Source organism: Streptomyces sp. 184, assembly GCF_045781775.1.
GTDB lineage: Bacteria > Actinomycetota > Actinomycetes > Streptomycetales > Streptomycetaceae > Streptomyces.
Window position 1 is genome coordinate 7,800,893 of sequence record NZ_CP123230.1, and the last position, 19,184, is coordinate 7,820,076.

The 19,184-nt window shown below is 70.9% G+C and carries 19 protein-coding genes and 1 tRNA gene; 10 read left to right on the forward strand and 10 right to left on the reverse strand.

The window, feature by feature from the left end; genetic code table 11:
• Positions 1-200 precede the first annotated feature (200 nt).
• The gene (locus QBL21_RS33325) at positions 201-875 is read left to right on the forward strand and encodes a Crp/Fnr family transcriptional regulator (RefSeq protein WP_407565948.1); all 675 of its coding nucleotides are present in this window, start codon (positions 201-203) and stop codon (positions 873-875) included.
• 79 nt (positions 876-954) lie between these two features.
• Here the strand turns inward: QBL21_RS33325 and QBL21_RS33330 are convergent, their stop codons facing one another.
• From QBL21_RS33330 to QBL21_RS33345, 4 genes are all read right to left on the reverse strand, one after another.
• A complete protein-coding gene (locus QBL21_RS33330; RefSeq protein WP_407565949.1) occupies positions 955-1,788 on the reverse strand; it encodes an MBL fold metallo-hydrolase in 834 nt (277 codons plus the stop codon).
• 111 nt (positions 1,789-1,899) lie between these two features.
• Positions 1,900-2,790: an NUDIX hydrolase gene (locus QBL21_RS33335; protein ID WP_407565950.1), complete on the reverse strand. Its 891-nt coding sequence runs from the start codon at positions 2,788-2,790 to the stop codon at positions 1,900-1,902.
• A gap of 236 nt (positions 2,791-3,026) precedes the next feature.
• On the reverse strand, positions 3,027-3,494 hold the full coding sequence (locus QBL21_RS33340; protein WP_407565951.1) for a RidA family protein: 468 nt from the start codon (positions 3,492-3,494) through the stop codon (positions 3,027-3,029).
• On the reverse strand, positions 3,494-3,649 hold the full coding sequence (locus QBL21_RS33345; RefSeq protein ID WP_407565952.1) for a DUF4177 domain-containing protein: 156 nt from the start codon (positions 3,647-3,649) through the stop codon (positions 3,494-3,496). Before QBL21_RS33345 ends, QBL21_RS33340 begins: the two co-directional genes overlap by 1 nt.
• Positions 3,650-3,745: 96 nt before the next feature.
• Here QBL21_RS33345 and QBL21_RS33350 point away from each other — a divergent pair, with 96 nt between their 5' ends.
• A complete protein-coding gene (locus tag QBL21_RS33350; protein ID WP_407565953.1) occupies positions 3,746-4,729 on the forward strand; it encodes an ArsA-related P-loop ATPase in 984 nt (327 codons plus the stop codon).
• Positions 4,726-5,970, forward strand: coding sequence for an ArsA family ATPase (locus QBL21_RS33355; protein WP_407565954.1), 1,245 nt, complete (start codon positions 4,726-4,728; stop codon positions 5,968-5,970). The genes QBL21_RS33350 and QBL21_RS33355 overlap by 4 nt, the downstream gene beginning before the upstream one ends.
• A 254-nt stretch (positions 5,971-6,224) precedes the next feature.
• Here the strand turns inward: QBL21_RS33355 and QBL21_RS33360 are convergent, their stop codons facing one another.
• On the reverse strand, positions 6,225-6,581 hold the full coding sequence (locus tag QBL21_RS33360) for a WhiB family transcriptional regulator (RefSeq protein ID WP_181785772.1): 357 nt from the start codon (positions 6,579-6,581) through the stop codon (positions 6,225-6,227).
• A gap of 386 nt (positions 6,582-6,967) precedes the next feature.
• Here QBL21_RS33360 and QBL21_RS33365 point away from each other — a divergent pair, with 386 nt between their 5' ends.
• A complete protein-coding gene (locus QBL21_RS33365; RefSeq protein ID WP_407565955.1) occupies positions 6,968-9,322 on the forward strand; it encodes a transglycosylase domain-containing protein in 2,355 nt (784 codons plus the stop codon).
• Between the two features lie 112 nt (positions 9,323-9,434).
• On the opposite strand, the gene QBL21_RS33370 is transcribed toward QBL21_RS33365, so the two are convergent.
• Positions 9,435-9,902, reverse strand: coding sequence for a GatB/YqeY domain-containing protein (locus tag QBL21_RS33370; protein ID WP_407565956.1), 468 nt, complete (start codon positions 9,900-9,902; stop codon positions 9,435-9,437).
• 93 nt (positions 9,903-9,995) lie between these two features.
• Between QBL21_RS33370 and QBL21_RS33375 the strand changes: the two genes are divergently transcribed.
• The 4 genes from QBL21_RS33375 (at position 9,996) to QBL21_RS33390 (ending at position 13,830) form a co-directional block, all read left to right on the forward strand.
• The gene (locus tag QBL21_RS33375; protein WP_407565957.1) at positions 9,996-10,967 is read left to right on the forward strand and encodes a metallophosphoesterase; all 972 of its coding nucleotides are present in this window, start codon (positions 9,996-9,998) and stop codon (positions 10,965-10,967) included.
• Between the two features lie 12 nt (positions 10,968-10,979).
• Positions 10,980-11,053: transfer RNA gene (locus QBL21_RS33380), tRNA-Pro, on the forward strand.
• 258 nt (positions 11,054-11,311) lie between these two features.
• Positions 11,312-12,100: a DUF1883 domain-containing protein gene (locus QBL21_RS33385; protein ID WP_125514183.1), complete on the forward strand. Its 789-nt coding sequence runs from the start codon at positions 11,312-11,314 to the stop codon at positions 12,098-12,100.
• Between the two features lie 704 nt (positions 12,101-12,804).
• Positions 12,805-13,830, forward strand: coding sequence for a hypothetical protein (locus QBL21_RS33390; RefSeq protein WP_407565958.1), 1,026 nt, complete (start codon positions 12,805-12,807; stop codon positions 13,828-13,830).
• Here QBL21_RS33390 and QBL21_RS33395 read toward each other — a convergent pair.
• From QBL21_RS33395 to QBL21_RS33410, 4 genes are all read right to left on the reverse strand, one after another.
• Entirely contained in the window at positions 13,760-14,602 is an 843-nt protein-coding gene (locus tag QBL21_RS33395) for a PE-PGRS family protein (protein ID WP_407565959.1), read from the reverse strand. The two genes, QBL21_RS33390 and QBL21_RS33395, sit on opposite strands and share 71 nt — an antisense overlap.
• A 152-nt stretch (positions 14,603-14,754) precedes the next feature.
• Positions 14,755-16,290: a LacI family DNA-binding transcriptional regulator gene (locus QBL21_RS33400; protein WP_364802904.1), complete on the reverse strand. Its 1,536-nt coding sequence runs from the start codon at positions 16,288-16,290 to the stop codon at positions 14,755-14,757.
• 48 nt (positions 16,291-16,338) lie between these two features.
• Entirely contained in the window at positions 16,339-16,719 is a 381-nt protein-coding gene (locus QBL21_RS33405) for a helix-turn-helix domain-containing protein (RefSeq protein ID WP_256904188.1), read from the reverse strand.
• 77 nt (positions 16,720-16,796) lie between these two features.
• Positions 16,797-17,054, reverse strand: coding sequence for a helix-turn-helix domain-containing protein (locus tag QBL21_RS33410; protein ID WP_407565960.1), 258 nt, complete (start codon positions 17,052-17,054; stop codon positions 16,797-16,799).
• A gap of 483 nt (positions 17,055-17,537) precedes the next feature.
• Between QBL21_RS33410 and QBL21_RS33415 the strand changes: the two genes are divergently transcribed.
• Entirely contained in the window at positions 17,538-18,458 is a 921-nt protein-coding gene (locus QBL21_RS33415) for a hypothetical protein (RefSeq protein ID WP_407565961.1), read from the forward strand.
• On the forward strand, positions 18,455-19,153 hold the full coding sequence (locus QBL21_RS33420; protein ID WP_407566649.1) for an ATP-binding protein: 699 nt from the start codon (positions 18,455-18,457) through the stop codon (positions 19,151-19,153). The genes QBL21_RS33415 and QBL21_RS33420 overlap by 4 nt, the downstream gene beginning before the upstream one ends.
• Positions 19,154-19,184: the final 31 nt, after the last annotated feature.

Genomic DNA, 19,184 nt, shown 5'->3' on the forward strand with positions numbered 1-19,184 from the left:
CGCCCCCGCGCAATCCCCCGAGCGCCGTCCGCTGAGCACCGGAAAACTGCCGCCAATCGGACCCCTGGCGTACGGTTCACGCTGCGGTACGTCAAACTTGTGACTGATCGCACTGTTTTACTGTCCGGCATCATGGAAAGCGACGGGCCGACCGAGCAACGGCCCGCGGTCGCCCGGGCACCCCGACAAGGAGAGAACTCGTGGACGACGTTCTGCGGCGCGCGCCCCTCTTCGCCGCGCTCGACGACGAGCAGGCTGCGGAGCTGCGTGCCTCCATGACCGAGGCGACGCTGTCGCGCGGTGACGCGCTCTTCCACGAGGGCGAGCCCGGCGACCGGCTCTACGTCGTCACCGAGGGCAAGGTCAAGCTCCACCGCACCTCCCCCGACGGGCGCGAGAACATGCTGGCCGTGCTCGGCCCCGGCGAGCTGATCGGCGAGCTGTCCCTGTTCGACCCGGGCCCTCGCACCGCCACCGCCACGGCGCTCACCGAGGTCAAGCTGCTGGGCCTCGGCCACGGCGACCTCCAGCCCTGGCTGAACGCCCGCCCCGAGGTCGCCTCCGCGCTGCTGCGGGCGGTCGCCCGCCGGCTGCGGCGCACGAACGACCAGATGTCCGACCTGGTCTTCTCCGACGTCCCGGGCCGCGTGGCCCGCGCCCTGCTGGACCTCTCGCGGCGCTTCGGCGTGCAGGCGGACGAGGGCATCCACGTCGTGCACGACCTCACGCAGGAGGAGCTGGCCCAGCTCGTCGGCGCCTCCCGGGAGACGGTCAACAAGGCGCTGGCGGACTTCGCCAGCCGCGGCTGGCTGCGCCTGGAGGCGCGGGCCGTGATCCTGCTGGACGTCGAGCGCCTGGCCAAGCGCTCGCGCTGACGCCCACCGCCCGCTGACGTTCGCCGCCCGCTGACACCGGCCGCCCGCTGACGCCCCGCCCGCCGCCGGTCGAGCCCGGCTAGGTGATCAGGCCGTGCTCCTCCAGGTATTCGAGCTGGGCCCGCACGGACAGCTCCGCCGCCGGCCACAGCGAGCGGTCCACGTCCGCGTACACGTGCGCCACCACGTCCCCCGGCGTGCGGTACCCGGCCTCGACCGCGGTCTCGATCTGCGCCAGCCGCGTCGCCCGGTGCGCCAGGTAGTACTCCACGGCGCCCTGCGCGTCCTCCAGCACCGGCCCGTGGCCCGGCAGCACCGTCGCGACGCCGTCGTCCACCGTCAGGGACCGGAGCCGGCGCAGCGAGTCCAGGTAGTCGCCCAGCCGGCCGTCCGGGTGGGCGACCATCGTGGTGCCGCGGCCGAGGACCGTGTCGCCGGTGAGCACCGCGTCGTCGGCAGGCAGGTGGAAGCAGAGCGAGTCCGCCGTGTGTCCCGGCGTGGGTACGACCCGCAGCTCCAGCCCGCCGACGGATATCACGTCCCCCGCGGCCAGCCCCTCGTCGCCGAGGCGCAGCGCCGGGTCCAGGGCCCGCACCTTCGTCCGGGTCAGCTCCGCGAAGCGGGCCGCGCCCTCGGCGTGGTCCGCGTGCCCGTGGGTGAGCAGCGTCAGCGCCACCCGCAGGCCCGCCCGTTCCGCCGTGTCCACGACCGCCGCCAGATGGCCTTCGTCCAGCGGCCCGGGGTCGATCACCACCGCCTGCGCGGAGTCGGGCTCGGCGACGATCCACGTGTTCGTACCGTCGAGCGTCATGGGCGAGGCGTTGGGCGCCAGCACGCACGTCGCCCGGGCGGTGGCCGGTCCGCCGAGCACCCCGCCGCGAGGCTGCCCCGGCAACGCCGCCGCGTCCGTCACAGGACCTCCCCCGCCACCGCTCCCCTACCCGCGTCCGTCACAGGACCACCCCCACCGCTCCCCTGCCCACCGCCGCCCCCCGGCCGCCGGCCTCCCCAGGACCCGCCGCCCTCATGACGGCACCCGCAGCGTGAACTCCTCGTGCCCCGGGCAGCTCAGCACGACCTCGTCCCCCTCCATCCGGGCCTTCGCCAGCACCGCCGACAGATCCTGCTCCCCGGCCGCGCCCAGCGCCTCGGCCGCCGACCCGTACGCCCGCAGCCGGCGCAGCGTCGAGATCGTCGGCGGCATCATCGACAGCTCGCCCCTGTCGTACCCCGCGGCCGCCTCGGCGGGCCTGACCCACTCCGCGCGGTCGGCCTCCGTCGAGGCGTTCCGCGTGCGCTGGCCCTCGGGGAGCGCGGCGACGAAGAACCACGTGTCATACCGCCGGGCCTCGAACTCCGGGGTTATCCAGCGGGCCCAGGCGCCGAGCAGGTCGGTCCGTACGACCAGTCCGCGGCGCGCGAGGAAGTCGGCGAAGCCCAGCTCGCGGGCGACCAGCGCCGCGCGGTCGGCCTCCCAGTCCGCCCCCGTGGTGTCCGCGACGACCTCCGCCCCCGAGGCCCCGGCGAGCAGCACCCCGGCCTCCTCGAACGTCTCCCGTACGGCCGCGCAGACCACCGACTGCGCCACCGGCTCGGCCACCCCCAGCCGCGCCGCCCACTGCGCCGGAGGCGGCCCGGCCCAGGCTGCCGCATCCAGCGGCCGTTCGTCCCGCGGGTCGACGCCGCCGCCCGGATAGGCGTACGCGCCGGCGGCGAAGGCCATGGAGGTCCGCCGCCGCAGCATGTACACCCACGGGCCGTCGGGCGCCGTGCCGCGCAGCAGCAGCACCGTCGCCGCGCGGCGCGGGGTGACGGGCGTCAGCTCGCCGCGGGCGAGCGCGCGGATGCGCTCGGCGGGCGGAATCCACCGGGCGTTCGCGCCGGTCGCGGCGTTCGCGGCGTTCATTTCGGACATGACCGGGAGCCTACGTGCTGCCGACGCCATGTTCGAGTGGGCAACCTCAGGCTGTGGACAACCCCCGGCATGTGGATAACTCCGGCCCCGCCGACGCCCGCACCCGGCCCGTCCGCACCCGGCGATCCCGGCTCGGCACCGGCCCTGGGGAACACCCGCCGCCGAACGGCACCCGCCCCGACCAACGCCCCGGACGGACGCCTCCGACCGGCCCCCCGGGCCGCGGCGGCCCTCGCCTACGCGCCCAACTCCGCCTGGAACTCGATCTCCACCGGCGCGTCCAGCGGCAGCACCGCCAGCCCCAGCGCGCTGCGCGCATGCACGCCCGCCTCGCCCAGCACCTCGCCGAGCAGGTCGCTGGCCCCGTTGATCACGCCCGCCTGCGCCGTGAAGTCCGGCGCCGAGGCGACGTACCCGACGACCTTCACCACCCGTACGATCCGGTCCAGGTCCCCGGCGACCGACTTGATCGCCGCCAGCCCGTTCAGCGCACACCGCGCCGCCAGCTCCTTGGCCTCCTCCGGCGTGACCTCGGCCCCGACCTTCCCGGTCAGCGGCAGCGTGCCGTCGACCATCGGGAGCTGCCCGGAGGTGTACACGTACGGCCCGCTGAGCACGGCGGGGACGTACGACGCAAGCGGCGGTACGACCTCGGGCAGGCTCAGACCCAGCTCCGCGAGCTTCGCCTCGACCCGCCCCGCCATCAGCTCTTTTCCCGCTTCAGATACGCCACGAGCTGCTCGGCGTTCGGCCCCGGCACGACCTGGACCAGCTCCCAGCCGTCCTCGCCCCACTGGTCCAGGATCTGCTTGGTCGCGTGTACGAGCAGCGGCACGGTCACGTATTCCCACTTCTTCATGGGCCAGACTGTAGCCCGCCGCGACTGGCCGCCGCTTGGGGGCCGTCGGCGGAGGCGGTCTGCTGACTCGCGCGCCGAGGAATTAGGCTCGCGGACATGAGCGGGCTCCAAAGGCTGCACGTGGTGACCGGCAAGGGCGGGACCGGCAAGACGACCGTGGCTGCCGCGCTGGCGCTGGCCCTGGCCGCCGACGGCAGGCGCACCCTGCTGGTCGAGGTGGAGGGGCGGCAGGGCATCGCCCAGCTCTTCGAGACCGAGCCGCTGCCGTACGGCGAGCGGCGCATCGCCTCGGCGCCCGGCGGCGGCGACGTGTTTGCGCTCGCCATCGACGCGGAGCAGGCCCTGCTGGACTACCTCCAGATGTTCTACCGGATGGGCAGCGCGGGACGCGCCCTCCGCCGCCTCGGCGCCATCGACTTCGTCACCACCATCGCCCCCGGCCTGCGCGACGTTCTGCTCACGGGCAAGGCGTGCGAGGCGGCCCGCCGCCAGGACAAGGACGGGCGGCACGTGTACGACGCGGTCGTCATGGACGCCCCGCCGACCGGCCGCATCACGCGCTTCCTTGGCGTCAACGCGGAGGTCGCCGGGCTGGCCAAGGCGGGCCCCATCCACAACCACGCCCGGTCCGTGATGCGGGTGCTGACCTCGGCCCGTACCGCCGTACACCTCGTGACCCTCCTGGAGGACATGCCCGTGCAGGAGACCGTCGACGGCGCCGCCGAGCTGCGCGGGGCCGGGCTCCAGGTCGGCGCCGCGGTGGTCAACATGGTGCGCCCGGCCCTCATGGACGACGCCGAGCTGGAACGGGCCGAAGCCGACCCCGCCGCCCTCGCCGCCGCGCTGTCCGCCGCCGGGCTGGGCGGCGCGAGCCGGGGCGCGCGGGCGGAGCGGCTGGTCGCGCCGCTGCTGCGGCAGGCGCGCGAGCACACGGAGCGGCTGGCCCTGGAACGTACGCAGCGGACGGCACTGGCGCGACTGGAGCTGCCGCAGTACGAACTGCCGCTGCTCACCGAGGGAGTGGATCTGGCCGGCCTCTACCGGCTGTCCGGCGAGCTGGGAAAGCAGTGGCCCCTATGAGCCTCGACACCGCGCCCCGGCTGGACGCCGACGCGCTCCTCGACGACCCGCAGACCCGCATCGTCGTCTGCTGCGGCGCCGGCGGCGTCGGCAAGACGACGACGGCCGCCGCCCTCGGCGTACGGGCCGCGGAGCGCGGCCGACGCGTCGTCGTGCTCACCATCGACCCGGCGAAGCGGCTGGCGCAGTCCATGGGCATCGACGCCCTGGACAACAGCCCGCGCCGGGTCGAGGGCGTCGAGGGGCCCGGCGAGCTGTACGCCATGATGCTCGACATGAAGCGCACCTTCGACGAGATCGTCGAGGCGCACGCGGACGCCGACCGGGCCCGCGCCATCCTGGAGAACCCCTTCTACCAGTCGCTGTCGGCCGGCTTCGCCGGCACCCAGGAGTACATGGCGATGGAGAAGCTGGGCCAGTTGCGCGCCCGGGAATCCTGGGACCTGATCGTCGTGGACACCCCGCCGAGCCGCTCCGCGCTCGACTTCCTGGACGCGCCGAAGCGGCTGGGCTCCTTCCTCGACGGGCGCTTCATCAAACTGCTGACCGCGCCGGCGAAGGTGGGCGGCCGGGCGGGGATGAAGTTCCTCAACGTCGGGATGTCGATGATGACGGGCACGCTCGGCAAGCTGCTGGGGGCCTCCCTGCTGCGCGACGTGCAGACGTTCGTCGCGGCGATGGACACGCTCTTCGGCGGCTTCCGCACGCGCGCAGAGGCGACGTACCGGCTGCTTCAGGCCCCGGGGACGGCCTTCCTGGTGGTGGCCACGCCGGAGCGGGACGCGCTGCGGGAGGCGGCATATTTTGTCGAACGGCTCGAAGCCGACCGGATGCCGCTGGCAGGACTGGTGCTCAACCGGGTGCACGAAAGCGACGCGGCGCACCTGAGCGCGGAGCGCGCGCAGGCGGCGGCGGAGGCGCTGGACGAGCGGGGCGTGGACGACGCGCACTCCGGCGCGAAGAGCGCGGAGGCGGAGGGTACGAGCGCGGGTAGCACGGGGGCGGAGAGTACGGGCGCGGAGGGCGTGGAGGGGGCAGAGGGCGCCGCGGCGCTACTGCGGCTGCATGCGGAGCGGATGCAGGTTCTGGCGCACGAGCGCCGTACCCGGGACCGCTTCGCGGCCCTGCACCCGGGGGTTCCGGTGACCCAGGTCGCCGCGCTGCCGGGGGACGTGCACGACCTCGCGGGGCTACGGGACGTGGCCGAGCGGCTGACGTCGCAGGAGGCTCCGGGCGCGTAGGACGGCGGGCACGTGGACGGCGGGCGCGGGCGACGGCGGGCGCGTGGGGCCGCGGGCGCGGGGCAGCCCGGCACGTAGGACGCCGGTCACCTGGGCGCGAGCGCGCGTGGGGGGAGTGGCCGTGGCGCGCAGCGCACGGCCGGCGCTCGGCCCGTAGCAACGGGCTCAAGGCAGGCTCACGAGGGGCTTGCCGGCGGATTCACGACGGGCGCACAACGGGCTCAGCGCGGGGCTCAGGGCCCCGGAGCCCGGGGTCAGCCCGCGGCGACCGGCAGCTCCTCCGCCGCGCGCAGCGCGTCCTCGTGCAGGACGCCCTCGTGCAGCGGCGTTCCCGCGCTCTCGTACTCCTCGCGCGCGGTCTCCAGCAGTCTGCGCCACGACGTGACCGTCGGCCGGCGGCGCAGCAGCGCCCGCCGCTCGCGCTCCGTCATACCGCCCCATACGCCGAACTCGACGCGGTTGTCGAGCGCGTCGGCGAGGCACTCCGTGCGCACCGGGCATCCGGTGCAGACCGCCTTGGCTCTGTTCTGTGCCGCGCCTTGCACGAACAGTTCGTCCGGATCGGCAGTGCGGCAGGCTGCCTGTGCACTCCAGTCGGTAACCCAGCTCATGCTGGCGCCGTCCTCTCCCGAATTGAGGCTCCCCCACGGCGGCAAAGGGCATATGCACCGTTGCCAGTTGAGGACGTTACGGAAGGAGTGCGGCAACGCAACACCCCCGTCAGGCCCAAAGTTGAATGGCCCGAACGGACTATGCGTACGCGGCAGGTCACCCACCGGAGTGAGCCGTCCCAGCCAGGGGCAATCCGGTCAAAGCGGGCAGGGGAGCCAGCTCGCGGTCGGATCTCGGGCGTCACATGTCGTCAATTCGGTCAAGCCTCATCACCCACAGGAGTGAATCAACGAGCGGGCTAGACCGTGGCCGGTGGTGGTGGCCGAAAACAGCGTAGGCGAACAGACGGGCGGCTGTCCGGCGAATCAGAAGTTAGGGTGACCCCATGGCCTACAAGCGCCCGGGCGGCGGACTCACCGCCACGCAGCAAGCCGCGAAATTCCTCGGCGTCAGCGTTCTCGCCGGCTCCGTCCTCGCGGGCCTCGCGCTGCCCGCCGCCGGTCTGCTGGGCCTGACGGCCAAGGGCACGGTCTCGGAGTTCGACGACATCCCCGCGGACCTCAAGCGCCCGCCGCTCAGCCAGAAGACCACCATCCTCGACCGCGAGGGCGGCCACCTCGCCGACGTCTACTCGCGCAACCGCACGGTCGTCGACTTCGACGACATCGCCCCGGTGATGCGGCAGGCGATCGTCGCGATCGAGGACGAGCGGTTCTACGAGCACGGGGCCGTCGACCTCCAGGGCATCCTGCGCGCGCTCAACAGCAACGCGCAGTCCGGCACGGTCTCCGAGGGCGCCTCGACCCTCACCCAGCAGTACGTGAAGAACGTCTTCGTCGAGGAGGCGGGCAACGACGCCGAGAAGGTCGCCGAGGCAACCCGGCAGACCCTCGGGCGCAAGATCCAGGAGCTGAAGTACGCGATCCAGGTCGAGAAGGAGCTGACCAAGGACGAGATCCTGGAGAACTACCTGAACATCGCCTTCTTCGGCCAGCAGGCGTACGGCATCGAGGCCGCCGCCGAGCGCTACTTCAGCAAGTCCGCCGACAAGCTGACCCTCGCCGAGTCCGCGATGCTCGCCGGCATCGTGCAGTCACCGAGCCGGTACGACCCGCTCAACGACGCGGAAGAGGCCAAGAAGCGCCGTAACACCGTGCTGCGGCGCATGGTCAGCAACGACAACGTCACCCGGTCCGAGGCCGACAAGGCCATGGCCGAGCCGCTGGGCCTCAAGGTCAGCCAGCCGCGCAGCGGCTGCATCACCGCCGTCAGCGGCGCCGGGTTCTTCTGCGACTACGTACGCGAAGTGCTCCTCAAGGACAAGGGCTTCGGCGAGACCCGGGAGCAGCGCCTCAAGCGCTGGAACCGCGGCGGCCTGACCGTCCGCACCACGCTCGACCCGGCGGCGCAGAAGTCCGCCAACGAGTCGATCAAGAGCCACGTCTACCAGGACGACACCGTCGCCACCGCCGTGAGCATCGTGGAGCCCGGCACCGGCAAGATCCGCGCGATGGGGCAGTCCAGGCCGTACGGCTCGGGCAAGAACGAGACGATGATCAACCTGTCCGTGGAGAAGTCCATGAACGGGTCCAACTACGGCTTCCAGGTCGGCTCCACCTTCAAGCCGTTCACGGCCGCGGCGGCGCTGGAGGAGGGCGTGGCGAACACCAAGGTGTACCCGTCGCCGAACGAGATGCCGTATCCGAGCCCGGTGGAGACCTGCGAGGACGGCAAGGACTGGGTCAACACCGAGGGCTCCGACGTCGCGAACGAGACGGAGGAGGAGGTCGGCCCGTACAGCATGCGCGAGGCCACCGCCAAGTCCATCAACACCTACTTCGTCGCCCTCATCTCCGACATCGGCATCTGCCCGGTCAAGGAGCTGGCGCAGAACATGGGCGTCCACCGCGGCGACGGCAAGGACCTCCAGGAGAGCCCGTCGCTCACCCTCGGCGGCCAGACGATCGCGCCGCTGACGATGGCCAACGCCTACGCGACCTTCGCCAACCGCGGCGAGTACTGCACCCCGGTCGCCATCGAGTCGATCAAGGACGCGCAGGGCAAGAAGCTCCCGGTGCCGAAGACGCAGTGCAAGCGCGTCATGTCGGAGAAGACGGCCGGCACCATCAACACGCTGCTGTCGGGCGTCGTCGAGGACGGCACCGGCCAGGAGGCGGGTCTGACCGGGCGCGACAACGCGGGCAAGACCGGTACGACGGACGAGCGGAAGGCCGCCTGGTTCGTCGGCTACACGGCCGACCTCGCCGGCGCCGTGTGGGTCGGCGGGCCCACGGACGACGTCTCCATGGAGAACATCCAGATCGGCCCCACGTACCACGCCCGCGTCTTCGGTGGCGCGGTCCCCGGCCCGATCTGGCGCGACGCCATGGACGGAGCCCTTGCGGGCAAGACGTCGCCGCCGCTGTACAAGGTCCCCGTGGCGGCGGACCGCCCGGACAGGGGCGACGACGATGACGACGAGGACGAGGACGACGACAAACCCGAGAACCCGCTGGGCGGCCTCCTCGGGGGCAACAACGGAAACGGCGGCGGCAACGGCGGGGGAGACGCCGGCGGCGGCCTGACCGGCGGCACCCTGGACGGCGGCGGCACGCTCGACGGCGGCACGACGGACGGTGGTACGACCGACGGGGGTACGGCGGACGGCGGCTGGACGGACGCCGGAAACGGCAACGGCAACGGCAACAGCGGCCCGGGAGGCTGGCCGGACAGCAGGTGACGGGGACCTCGCCCACGACCGGAAAGCCCAGACCTGCGCCCAGGCGAGCTCCTTAGACCCGCGGCCCCGACCTGCGGCCCCGACCCGCGGCGAACTCAGCGCCCGGGGGCCGTCACCCCTCCGCGAGGGTGCGCTTGACGGCGGCGGCCACACGCCCGCCCTCGGCCCGCCCGGCGACCTTGGGGTTCACGATCTTCATCACGGCGCCCATGGCCCGCGGCCCCTCGGCACCGCCCGCCTTCGCCTCGGCCACGGCCTCCCGGACCAGCACCCCCAGCTCCTCGTCACCGAGCTGCTTCGGCAGGTAGTCCGCGAGCACCTCGCCCTCGGCGCGCTCCCGCTCGGCCGACTCCGCACGCCCGCCCTGCGCGAACGCCTCCGCGGCCTCGCGCCGCTTCTTCGCCTCGCGGGTGATCACCTTCAGCACCTCGTCGTCGGAGAGCACGCGCGCCTCGGTGCCCGCGACCTCCTCCTTCGTGATCGCGGTGAGCGTCATCCGGAGGGTGGCGGCGCGCAGCTCGTCCCGGCCCTTGATGGCGGCCGTGAGGTCGTCCTTCAGCTTCGACTTGAGCGTGGTCATGGTCGGAGTCTCCCATGCCGCGCCGACAGCCCGCCGCCCCGCGGGAAACGGCCCCGGGACACCCGCACCCCGCGCCTCTGCGACGATAGGAGAATGCGCGCGCGATACGGAGTGCCCCTGGGCCTGGCCGCCCTCTCGGCCGGCGGCGTGGCCTACGCGGCCGTGATCGAGCCCCGCGCCTTCCGGCTCCGACGGATCACCGTCCCCGTACTCCCGAAGGGCATGCACCCGCTGCGCGTCCTCCAGATCTCCGACATCCACATGGTCTCGGGCCAGCACGCGAAGCGGCGCTGGCTCCAGTCGCTGGCGGGCCTGCGGCCGGACCTGGTGGTCAACACGGGGGACAACCTGTCGGACCCCGACGCGGTGCCGGAGCTGCTGGACGCCCTGGGCCCGCTGATGGAGTTCCCCGGGACGTACGTCTTCGGCTCGAACGACTACTACGCCCCGACGTTCCGAAACCCCGGCCGCTACCTGATCGAGAAAGCCCGCGGCATACACGGCCTCAACGGCCGCCACCGCCTCCGCCACAACGTCCCCCGCAACCCCTGGGAGGGCATGCGCGACGCCTTCGACGCGGCGGGCTGGGCCGGCCTGGACAACAGCCGCGGCCGGCTGAAGCTGGACAGCGGCGCGGTACTGGGCCTGACGGGCCTGGACGACCCCCACATCAAGCACGACCGCTACTCAGCGGTCGCCGGCGGCCCCGACCCGGACGCGGACTTCTCCCTCGCCCTGGTCCACGCCCCGTACCTCCGCGTCCTCGACGCCTTCACGGCCGACGGCTACCCCCTGATCCTCGCCGGCCACACCCACGGCGGCCAGCTCTGCATCCCCTTCTACGGCGCCCTGGTGACCAACTGCGACCTGGACACCGGCCGCGTCAAGGGCCTCTCCACCCACACCACCGGCGCCCGCCGCGCAGCCCTCCACGTCTCCGCCGGCTGCGGCGCCAACCGCTACACCCCCTTCCGCTTCGCCTGCCCCCCGGAAGCCACCCTCCTCACCCTGACCCCCGGCCCCGGAAACGAATTTCACCCGACCCGCCCGGGTGGGCTACAGTAGTTCTCGCAGTCACGGGGTGTGGCGCAGCTTGGCAGCGCGCTTCGTTCGGGACGAAGAGGTCGTGGGTTCAAATCCCGCCACCCCGACAGATGAAACACCAGGTCAGGCCCGGTTCTGAGAGATCAGAACCGGGCCTGATTTGCTTTGTGGGCCCAGTTTGGGAGCCATTTGGGAGCCGACCTCGGTGAGCGGCTCCCGGACGGCTCCCCGAGTCCTAGCGCCAGGGGAGAGACGAGCGTCCAGCCGACGTGGGCTTCCACCCCGCTTCAGACATCGTCGCCTCCGATTGTCAGTGACAGTCCTTACTCTGAGACGTGCTCGGCCGCACATCTCCAGGAGCACCCGTGGACTACTTCTACAAAGACCTCGGCAACCTCAAGAGAGGTTCCACGGTCATCGTCACCCTGCGCAACCAAGCCAACGTCCAGGTGATGACGCGCAGCGAGTACAGCAAATACAAGTCGGGGAAGAGATACCGGTACCTGGGCGGTCGCGTCACTCGCTCGCCTCACCAGATCACCATCCCCAGTAACGGACAGTGGGTCGTGGCCATCGACCTTGGCGGCTATTCCGGTCGCATCTCTGCGTCTGTCCAAGTCCAGCCACCTCCGCGGGGCTTCCTGCCCCCGGCCCGCGACCCACAGGGCAGTCCGGCCCGCTCCGTCGCGGTCCATGAACCGGAGGAGCCTACTGGCGACATACTTGGTGGCCAGACCTGGGACGTCTTCATCTCCCACGCGTCCGAGGACAAAGGAGCTGTTGCCCGCCCCCTTCGAGACGCGCTTACCAAGCTGGGTGTGACTGTCTGGCTCGACGAAGCCCAGATGCGGATCGGCCACAGCCTCCGCCGCAAGATCGATGAAGGGATCAGGGCGAGCCGCTTCGGCATCGTAGTGCTCTCGGCCCCCTTCTTCGCCAAGGGTTGGACCAACCACGAACTCGACGGACTCGTCACCCGTAATGTGGCCGGGGAGCAATCACTCCTGCCAATTTGGCACAACCTGAGTGCAGAAGACGTCCGGCGCTACAGCCCCTCCCTCGCAGACAAAGTGGCGATGAGCACCAGCGACTACTCCATCGAGGAGATCGCGCAGCAGATCGCTGACGTGGTTCAGGAGGAAAGCGCCGCTTAGCTCCAGAGCACCAGCACGCCGCTTCGGTGTGCACCGGTTCCAGCGAGTCGTGGGCTTGTGCCGGAGAGACCACAGACGGTACGACGATCGCCATGCACCCTTGGTCTCCGTTAAATAACCGGCAGCTCGCACTCCTCACCCGCATCGGGGGCGGAACCGACCCCGTCACGTCCAACAGCCCCGAGCTCGCCGTCACGGCTCGCGCGCTCAGGGACCGGGGCTTGGTGACCATGCCCAGGAAGAAGGGGAGGTGGCAGGCGGAGATCACTGACGCGGGACGCTTCTACCTGGAGCACGGGCATCATCCCGACCGTCCGGAGTTGGCTCCACGGAAGCCTCGCGCGGCGGCGTCTGAAGCCGGGGCGCCCGTTGCCGCTGGTCCGTCGCAGGATGCCGATCCTCCGACCGAGACAAAGCCCGCCCCGAAACGGGCTGTGAAACCCCCGCGCCCGTCGCCAGCAGCTGTCGGGCCGGCGCTCATCGCGCAGGTGCAGGAGGCCGGACGATTTCTTCGGATCCCTGACCCCAGCGCGGAGGAACGGGCTCGGTATCGCAGGGCGTTCGACGCAGCCCGGCAGTGCGCTCCGGATGGGTACCACCTGAAGTACAGCGGGCGGGCGAAGGGGGACTTCTTCCTCGGTCTGCTGAGGGTGTCTGGCGAGGACGACACCGAGTGGAACCGAATCCGACTGGCGCGAAGCCGAGTGATCACCGATGTCGAGGACGTGCTCGCCGCGGTCACCAAGGACCACAGCGCCTTCGAGATCTCCGACGAGGTCCTACCGAGGGTGCTCGCGCTGCTCCGGCTGCTCGCCGAACAGGCCCTCGCGCGGTACGGCGAGATCGCGGTGTCCAAGAAGCGCAGGCAGCCGAGGCCGCTGCTCACTGTCCACGGCAGGACGTACGAGGTCGGCTTCCGTGAGCGGCAGAAGCAGGTCCGCTACGTCCCCAAGCAACCAGGTCGGCGCACGTACGACTGGCAGCGGGTCACGCCGGCCCACAAGTTCGAGCCGTCCGGCGAACTGGAGCTGCTGGTCAGCGAGAACTCGGGTTACAGCTACAACTACGGCTGGAAGAAGGAATGGGCCGACACGGCCAAGAAGCCGTTGGAGGAGCAGATCGCCTCAATCTTCCGGGCGTTGAAAGCACGTGCGGAGGAGCAGGAGCGGGCCCGGCTGGAACGAGAGGCCGAGCAACGGCGTCTGCGAGAGGAACGGGAGCACCAGGAGGCCGAGCGCCGACGACTTGCAGCGGAGCGGGAGGAACGCGAGCGGCGGGAGTGGGAGGCCGCGGTAAGTGCGGCCTCGGTCAAGGCGGTTCACGCGGTACGGGCCGAGCACTTCGGCACGGCCCTGGAGCAGTGGCGGGCCGCCGGTGAGATCCGGGCCTTCTGTGCTGCGCTGGATGACGTCGCCGCCGCATCGGAGGACGCCCTCGAAGTTGAGAGGCTGCGCGAGTGGTCGGCTTGGGGGAACACAGAGGCCGATCAGCTCGACCCCACGACGAATGGCAGGGGTCTGGCCGCCGGTGACTTCAACGTGGAGCCGACGCAGAAGCAGCTGCGACCGTTCCTCGACGGCTGGCGGCCGGACCGGCCGGAGAAGGAGCCTCCGGCTCAGCCAACGCTTCCCAAGCCGGAGCCGGACTCATGGCGCGGCGTCATCGACGCACATCAGGATCAAGGGTGGCGATATGGACGCCAAGGTCGCGCTCAATGGTGGAAGCGATGACGCCGTGACCTCGGTCGCGTAGAGCCTTGACCGCCTTCTCGACGAGTCCCCCGAGCCTGATGACCTCGGCGCGAAGGGCGACCAACTCGTCGTAGCGGTCGGCCTTGTCTTCGCCGCACCAGGCCCGGACGGTTCGCAAGACAGCTGCCTCTGCGTCCAGCTTCCGGTCGTCCCGTCGGCTGTAGGAGTACCAAGAGGACTGGGCACGCTCCTGTTCGATGCCCTGCTGCTTGCGGTCCACCTCCGGAAGGATCTCGTCGGCGAGACGGCCGGCCACTTGGCGGGCGACGCGCTCGGTGACCGGCCACCCAGCCAGACACATGCCGTGGCGGTTCTCGTGCACCATGGCGTCACCGCGGAGTTCAGCTGCGTCGATGCCGATGAGCGGTGCCGTCTCGTCGAGGCGGCTCAGCTCCAGGACCCCGGCGTCGGCCACTGTTCGGCGCAGGCGGAGCCTGTTCTTCGGACGGACGAAGCCGAGGATCATGCGGGCGGCCTCGAAATCCGTGCTGCCCCGGACGTGGCGAGAGGACTCCGCCAGCACCAGCTCCGCCGCGTCATCCGCGCGGAACGTATCAACATCCGCCCACGGCGCTACGAGAGAGCCGGAACTGACCCACTCCTGCAGGCCAGCGGCATCGCCTTCGAGAAACCGCACGTGGATCCAGCCAGACCTGCCGGAGCTGCCCACGCGTACGACCTCGACCTGGCGGACCTCGCTACCCAGGTCCTTCGGCCTCGCGCGGTACGCCCAGTGCTCGCCAATCTCCATGTGCCTATTGAGCCAGGTCCCTTGGCCCTCTCACCGGGCGTTTGCCATAACCTCCGGAGCGAGGTGACCTCCACGAGGTTGACGCTGCCCCCGCAAGGTGTCGCCGGAGACGGCTGTGCCTCTGGTGGTGACCACCAGAGGTGCAGCAGCAGTCACCGCTGGGACTCCGCAGGCTTACGTGATTCCCTGCGCGCACGTAGGAGATCATCGAGTACGCGCACGGGTGACGTGGGGCTCATCGCCAGGCGGGTGTCGAGTGCCGCCTCCCACTGCTCGGTCAGTCCAAGCATGAGGCGTTTTCGCATTCCGGGTGTGACGTGGGCGTAGCGCGCGGAGACCGAGCCGTCGATGTGGCCCATGCGGTCGTCCATGAGGACCTTCTCGGTGCCGAGGTCCTCCATCACGGTCCGGTGGGTATGGCGGAGGCCGTGGGGTGTGAGGCCCTTGGCGATCGGGAGCCAGCAGGCGTCGGCACGGTCGCTGGCGCCACGCCCTCGGGCTGGGACGCCGGGCCACGGCTCGCCGAGGAGAGGTACGGGGCGGGCTTCCTGCGGCGCCTTCTTTGGGTACCAGCCGGAGACCGCCGGGGTGAACAGCCAGGTGGCAAAGCCGTTTCGGCGCCAGTGGGCTGCGTGCTGCGGTACCGCGCCGCCGCGCACGAATCCCAGGTCTGCGATGGCCTGTTCCACCCTGACCCGCTTGGCTTCGGTGACACGGTCGGGGTGGTTGAGGACGTTGGACACCGTGCCGGTGGAGACTTCGGCTCGGCGTGCGACGTCGACGAGCTTTGCGCCGTGGTGGCCGCCGGTGCGGGCCGTGCCCTGGCCCCGGAAGACGTAGGTCTTGCCGTGGCACGAGCAGGGTTTCGGCTTCGTGCGGGCGACGTGGTTGGCGACCAGGGCCGACAGCCAGTCCATCACGTCGATGGTGCGGTAGCTGTCGTCCTTGGGTGGGCAGCGAACCAGCTCGCCGGTGTCGAGTTCGTACAGCTGCCATTCGACGCGGACGGCCCCGGAGCGGGCGAACTCCGTCTCCAGGCCGACGATTTCGCCCCAGCGCATGCCGGTGTAGCCCTTGAGGACGACGGCGACGAACTCGTCGTCGCGGCCGGAGAGCAGGGCGGCTCGCTCCGCGGTCAGCAGGGTGCCCAGGGGGTCGGTGACGACCTTCTCCGGGCCGCGGTCGCGGGAGCGTCCGGCGCGCTTGCCACGTCCGCGCCGTCTGGCGGCCGGGTTCGAGGTGATCAGGCCCTCGTCGATCGCGTCCTCGAAGATCAGGTGGAGCGTCGAGCGCCAGGTCTTGACGCTGGAGGCCGCGTAAGCGGCCTTCTCCTTCTTCTCCCACAGGTCGACGTCCGTGCGCAGGATGCCGACGAGCGCCTTGTCCTCGAAGTCGGGGAGGAGGTGCTCCTCGATGTGGCGCTTGTAGTTCTGCATGGTCGAGGCGGCCAGGTCCTGGGCCTCGTACCAGCGGTTGGCGTACTCGCCGAAGGTCTCCTGGCCGAGTGCCGGGTCGCGCCAGTCGCCGCGCCGATACTTGTTCTCGGCCTCGCTCGCGGCGCGCTGGGCCTCGCCCTTGGTGGCGAACCGGATCGCTTTGCCGTTGTCGTCGACCACCGTGAGGTGCTTGCCGGGCGCGGTCTTGTACCGGCCACGCCAGTAGTTTCCGCGCTTCTCCGCGAAACCCAACTTCCGTCTTCCTCCCCTGTTCTCGGCTTGTGACTGGGTGCGGGCGCGCTACGCGACGGTCTCGTACTGGGTGCGGCGCGGCGGTCGAGCCCGCAGACGCCCTGGCGTCGGGGCCGTAGTCGGCTCAGGCGGCCGGGCGGCACGAGTTCGTGCCGAGGGAGGGCTTGTCGCTGCCCGACTCGCCGGCGCGCTGCTGACGGATCGCTTCGGGCGCTCTTCGTGGAGGCGGACGATCTCGGCGAGGTGCGCGGCGGTGAAGCGGTAGGCGCGGCCGACGCGGGTGTGCGGGATGAGTCCGCGTCGGGCCCGGTCCTTGACCCACCAGGCGGAGCAGCCGAGGGCTTCGGCGATTTCTTCGGGGCGGTAGAGACGAGGCAAGGGGGCTCCGCCCTCGGTGCCGGGAAGGCGTCTTACGAGGGCAGGGGGTATGTCGGAGCGGTACAAGAAAGGCGGGTCCTTACTGGGTGGGGGGGGCGTGCTCGGTCAGCGGTGCTGAGCGGTCCTCGTCACGTGGCGGTCGGCCCCTGCAGCAGCACGAGAGGCGAGACCATGAGGGCTTCGGCGATCGCGACGAGGTCGTCGGCATCGCATCGGCGTTGGGCGCGTTCGATGCGGGACAGCATGGTGTTGGACATCGGATGGCCGAAAGCGGTCACGCGGTCGGCCAACTGGCGTTGCGACAGGCCGCGTTCGGTTCGGAGCATTTCGATGGTGCGGGCCGCCTGCATTCCTGCGGGTCCGACTTCCAGTGGGCGTGGGGGCATGGCTCCAATTGAAAGGTGCATTCGCCGGTTTGGGTAACCGGCGATCGTGGTCTATGTTGCGCTCGCGTCGTTCGCCGAGATGTGGTTCCAGGGAGTCGGGAATGGACACGGACCAGCACGCCGATCATGGCTCTGAAGTGCGGTGTTGTGTTGTAGCTTCCCCGTCGGCGGCCCGTCAACGGCTTGCCGATGTGATGCTTCTGGCTCGGCGGTCCGGGCAACTATTTGGTCAACGGCGGATCGTGCCTTACGGTTTTCCTCCCGCCCGTCACCGAGCCCCATTTCTCGCAGCCTTTCTGCCGTGAGAGATTGCGCCGGATAGGGCTGGACTTGCGCGACTGGGGTATGGCTATGTTGACGACACCCCGGAAACGCAATCGCTTCCCGGCGCGCCTCCGCGCCAACACCCCCTCGAATCCCGCCCCGACCGACGGTGAGCCGTGATGTCCGCGCACAGGCCACCGAGTGAGGACCGCCCCACACTTGGCACGAATCCGCACCATCAAGCCCGAAGCCTTCGTCTCCGAGTCCCTGGCCGTCGTCTCCCTGACCGCCGAGCGCACCTTCCTCGGCCTGCTCACCCAGGCCGACGACCAGGGCCGCCACCGCGACCACGCCGCGATCCTCGCTGGGCAGTTGTGGGTGCTGCGCCCGGAGCACACCCCGTCCGATGTCGAGACGGATCTCGCCCAGCTCGCCGACGCGGGACTGATCTGCCGCTACAAGGGGCCGGATCACAAGCGGTACCTGCACGTCGTGACCTGGCACCAGCATCAGAAGATCAACCGGGCGAGCAAGAGCCGCCTCCCGAGCTGCCCGGTTCACGACGCTTCGGTCGCGTCGGCTCCTGCCGTGGGCGCCGGTGTCACGGAGTACTCGCTGCCGCCTCACGCAGTCCTCACTGAGGGCTCCGGCGAGGTCCGTGAGTCCGCGCTGAATCCGGGACTTGAGAGCGAAGTCGCAGGTCAAGAGGGCTTCACGGAGTCCTCCGCGAGGGATCAGGGAGCGCTCGGTGAGGCAGCAGTGACGTCTCACGGTCCGGATCTAGGACCTAGGACCGTGGATCTAGGAGATATCCCTTCGGGGGGCGCAAGCGCCCACGCGCCCGACACTGTCTCGGCCAAGCAGCTCCTCGGCGAGTACATCGCCGCGTGCAACCACCGCCCGCCAGATGCCTTCCTGAACCATCTCGGCAGACAGGTGCGCAAGCTGCTCGACGAGGGCATCGCCCCCGCCCACCTCCGGGCCGCCCTCGAACGCCACCGGGCCAAGGGCCTGTCCCCGGGCGTCCTGCCCAGTCTCGTCCACGAGGTCATGAACGCCGCATCCCCCGCCGCGCCCGCCGCCCACCGGGCGTGGACGAACCCCACCGACGTCGTCGCCGCCTACGGAGATGAGCTCTGACCGCCACCCTCACCCGCGCACCCCAGCCCGTCGGCGCGATCACCGACCGGCTCAACACGATCCTCGCCAACCGCGGCATCGACCCCACTACCACTGCCGCCCACGACCCGGCACCCGAGACCGTCACCGCCCTGGAACTCGCCGACTCCCGCATCCCCGCCCGCTACCGCCGCGCCCTGACCGACCACCCCCAGATCATCGTCTGGGCCGACCAGATCGCCCGCGCCGGACGCCCCGGCCCGACCGGACCCGGTATCGCCGAGGGCCCGTCGCTGCTGATCGCCGGCCCCACCGGCACCGGCAAAACCCACCAGGCGTACGGCGCCGTCCGGGCCCTCCTCACCCGAGGCGTCCGCCTACGCTGGGAGGCCACCACCTCCGCCGACCTCCACGCGCGGCTCCGCCCCCGCGCCGGCCACGACGGCGAACGAGAACTGCAGACGCTGGCCCGCTGCCCGCTGCTGCTCCTGGACGACCTCGGCGCGGCCAAGACAAGCGAGTGGACCGAGGAGCTCACCTACCGGCTTGTCAACCACCGGTACGAGCACATGCTCCCCACCCTCATCACCACCAACCTCCCCACCGCCGAGCTCCGCACCGCGCTCGGCGACCGCGTCGCCTCCCGCCTCGCCGAGATGACCGAGCGGGTCATCCTCACCGGCTCCGACCGACGCCGCACCGCGCCCGCTATCTGAACGGCCCGCGGTCCCTCCCGTCCCACCACCT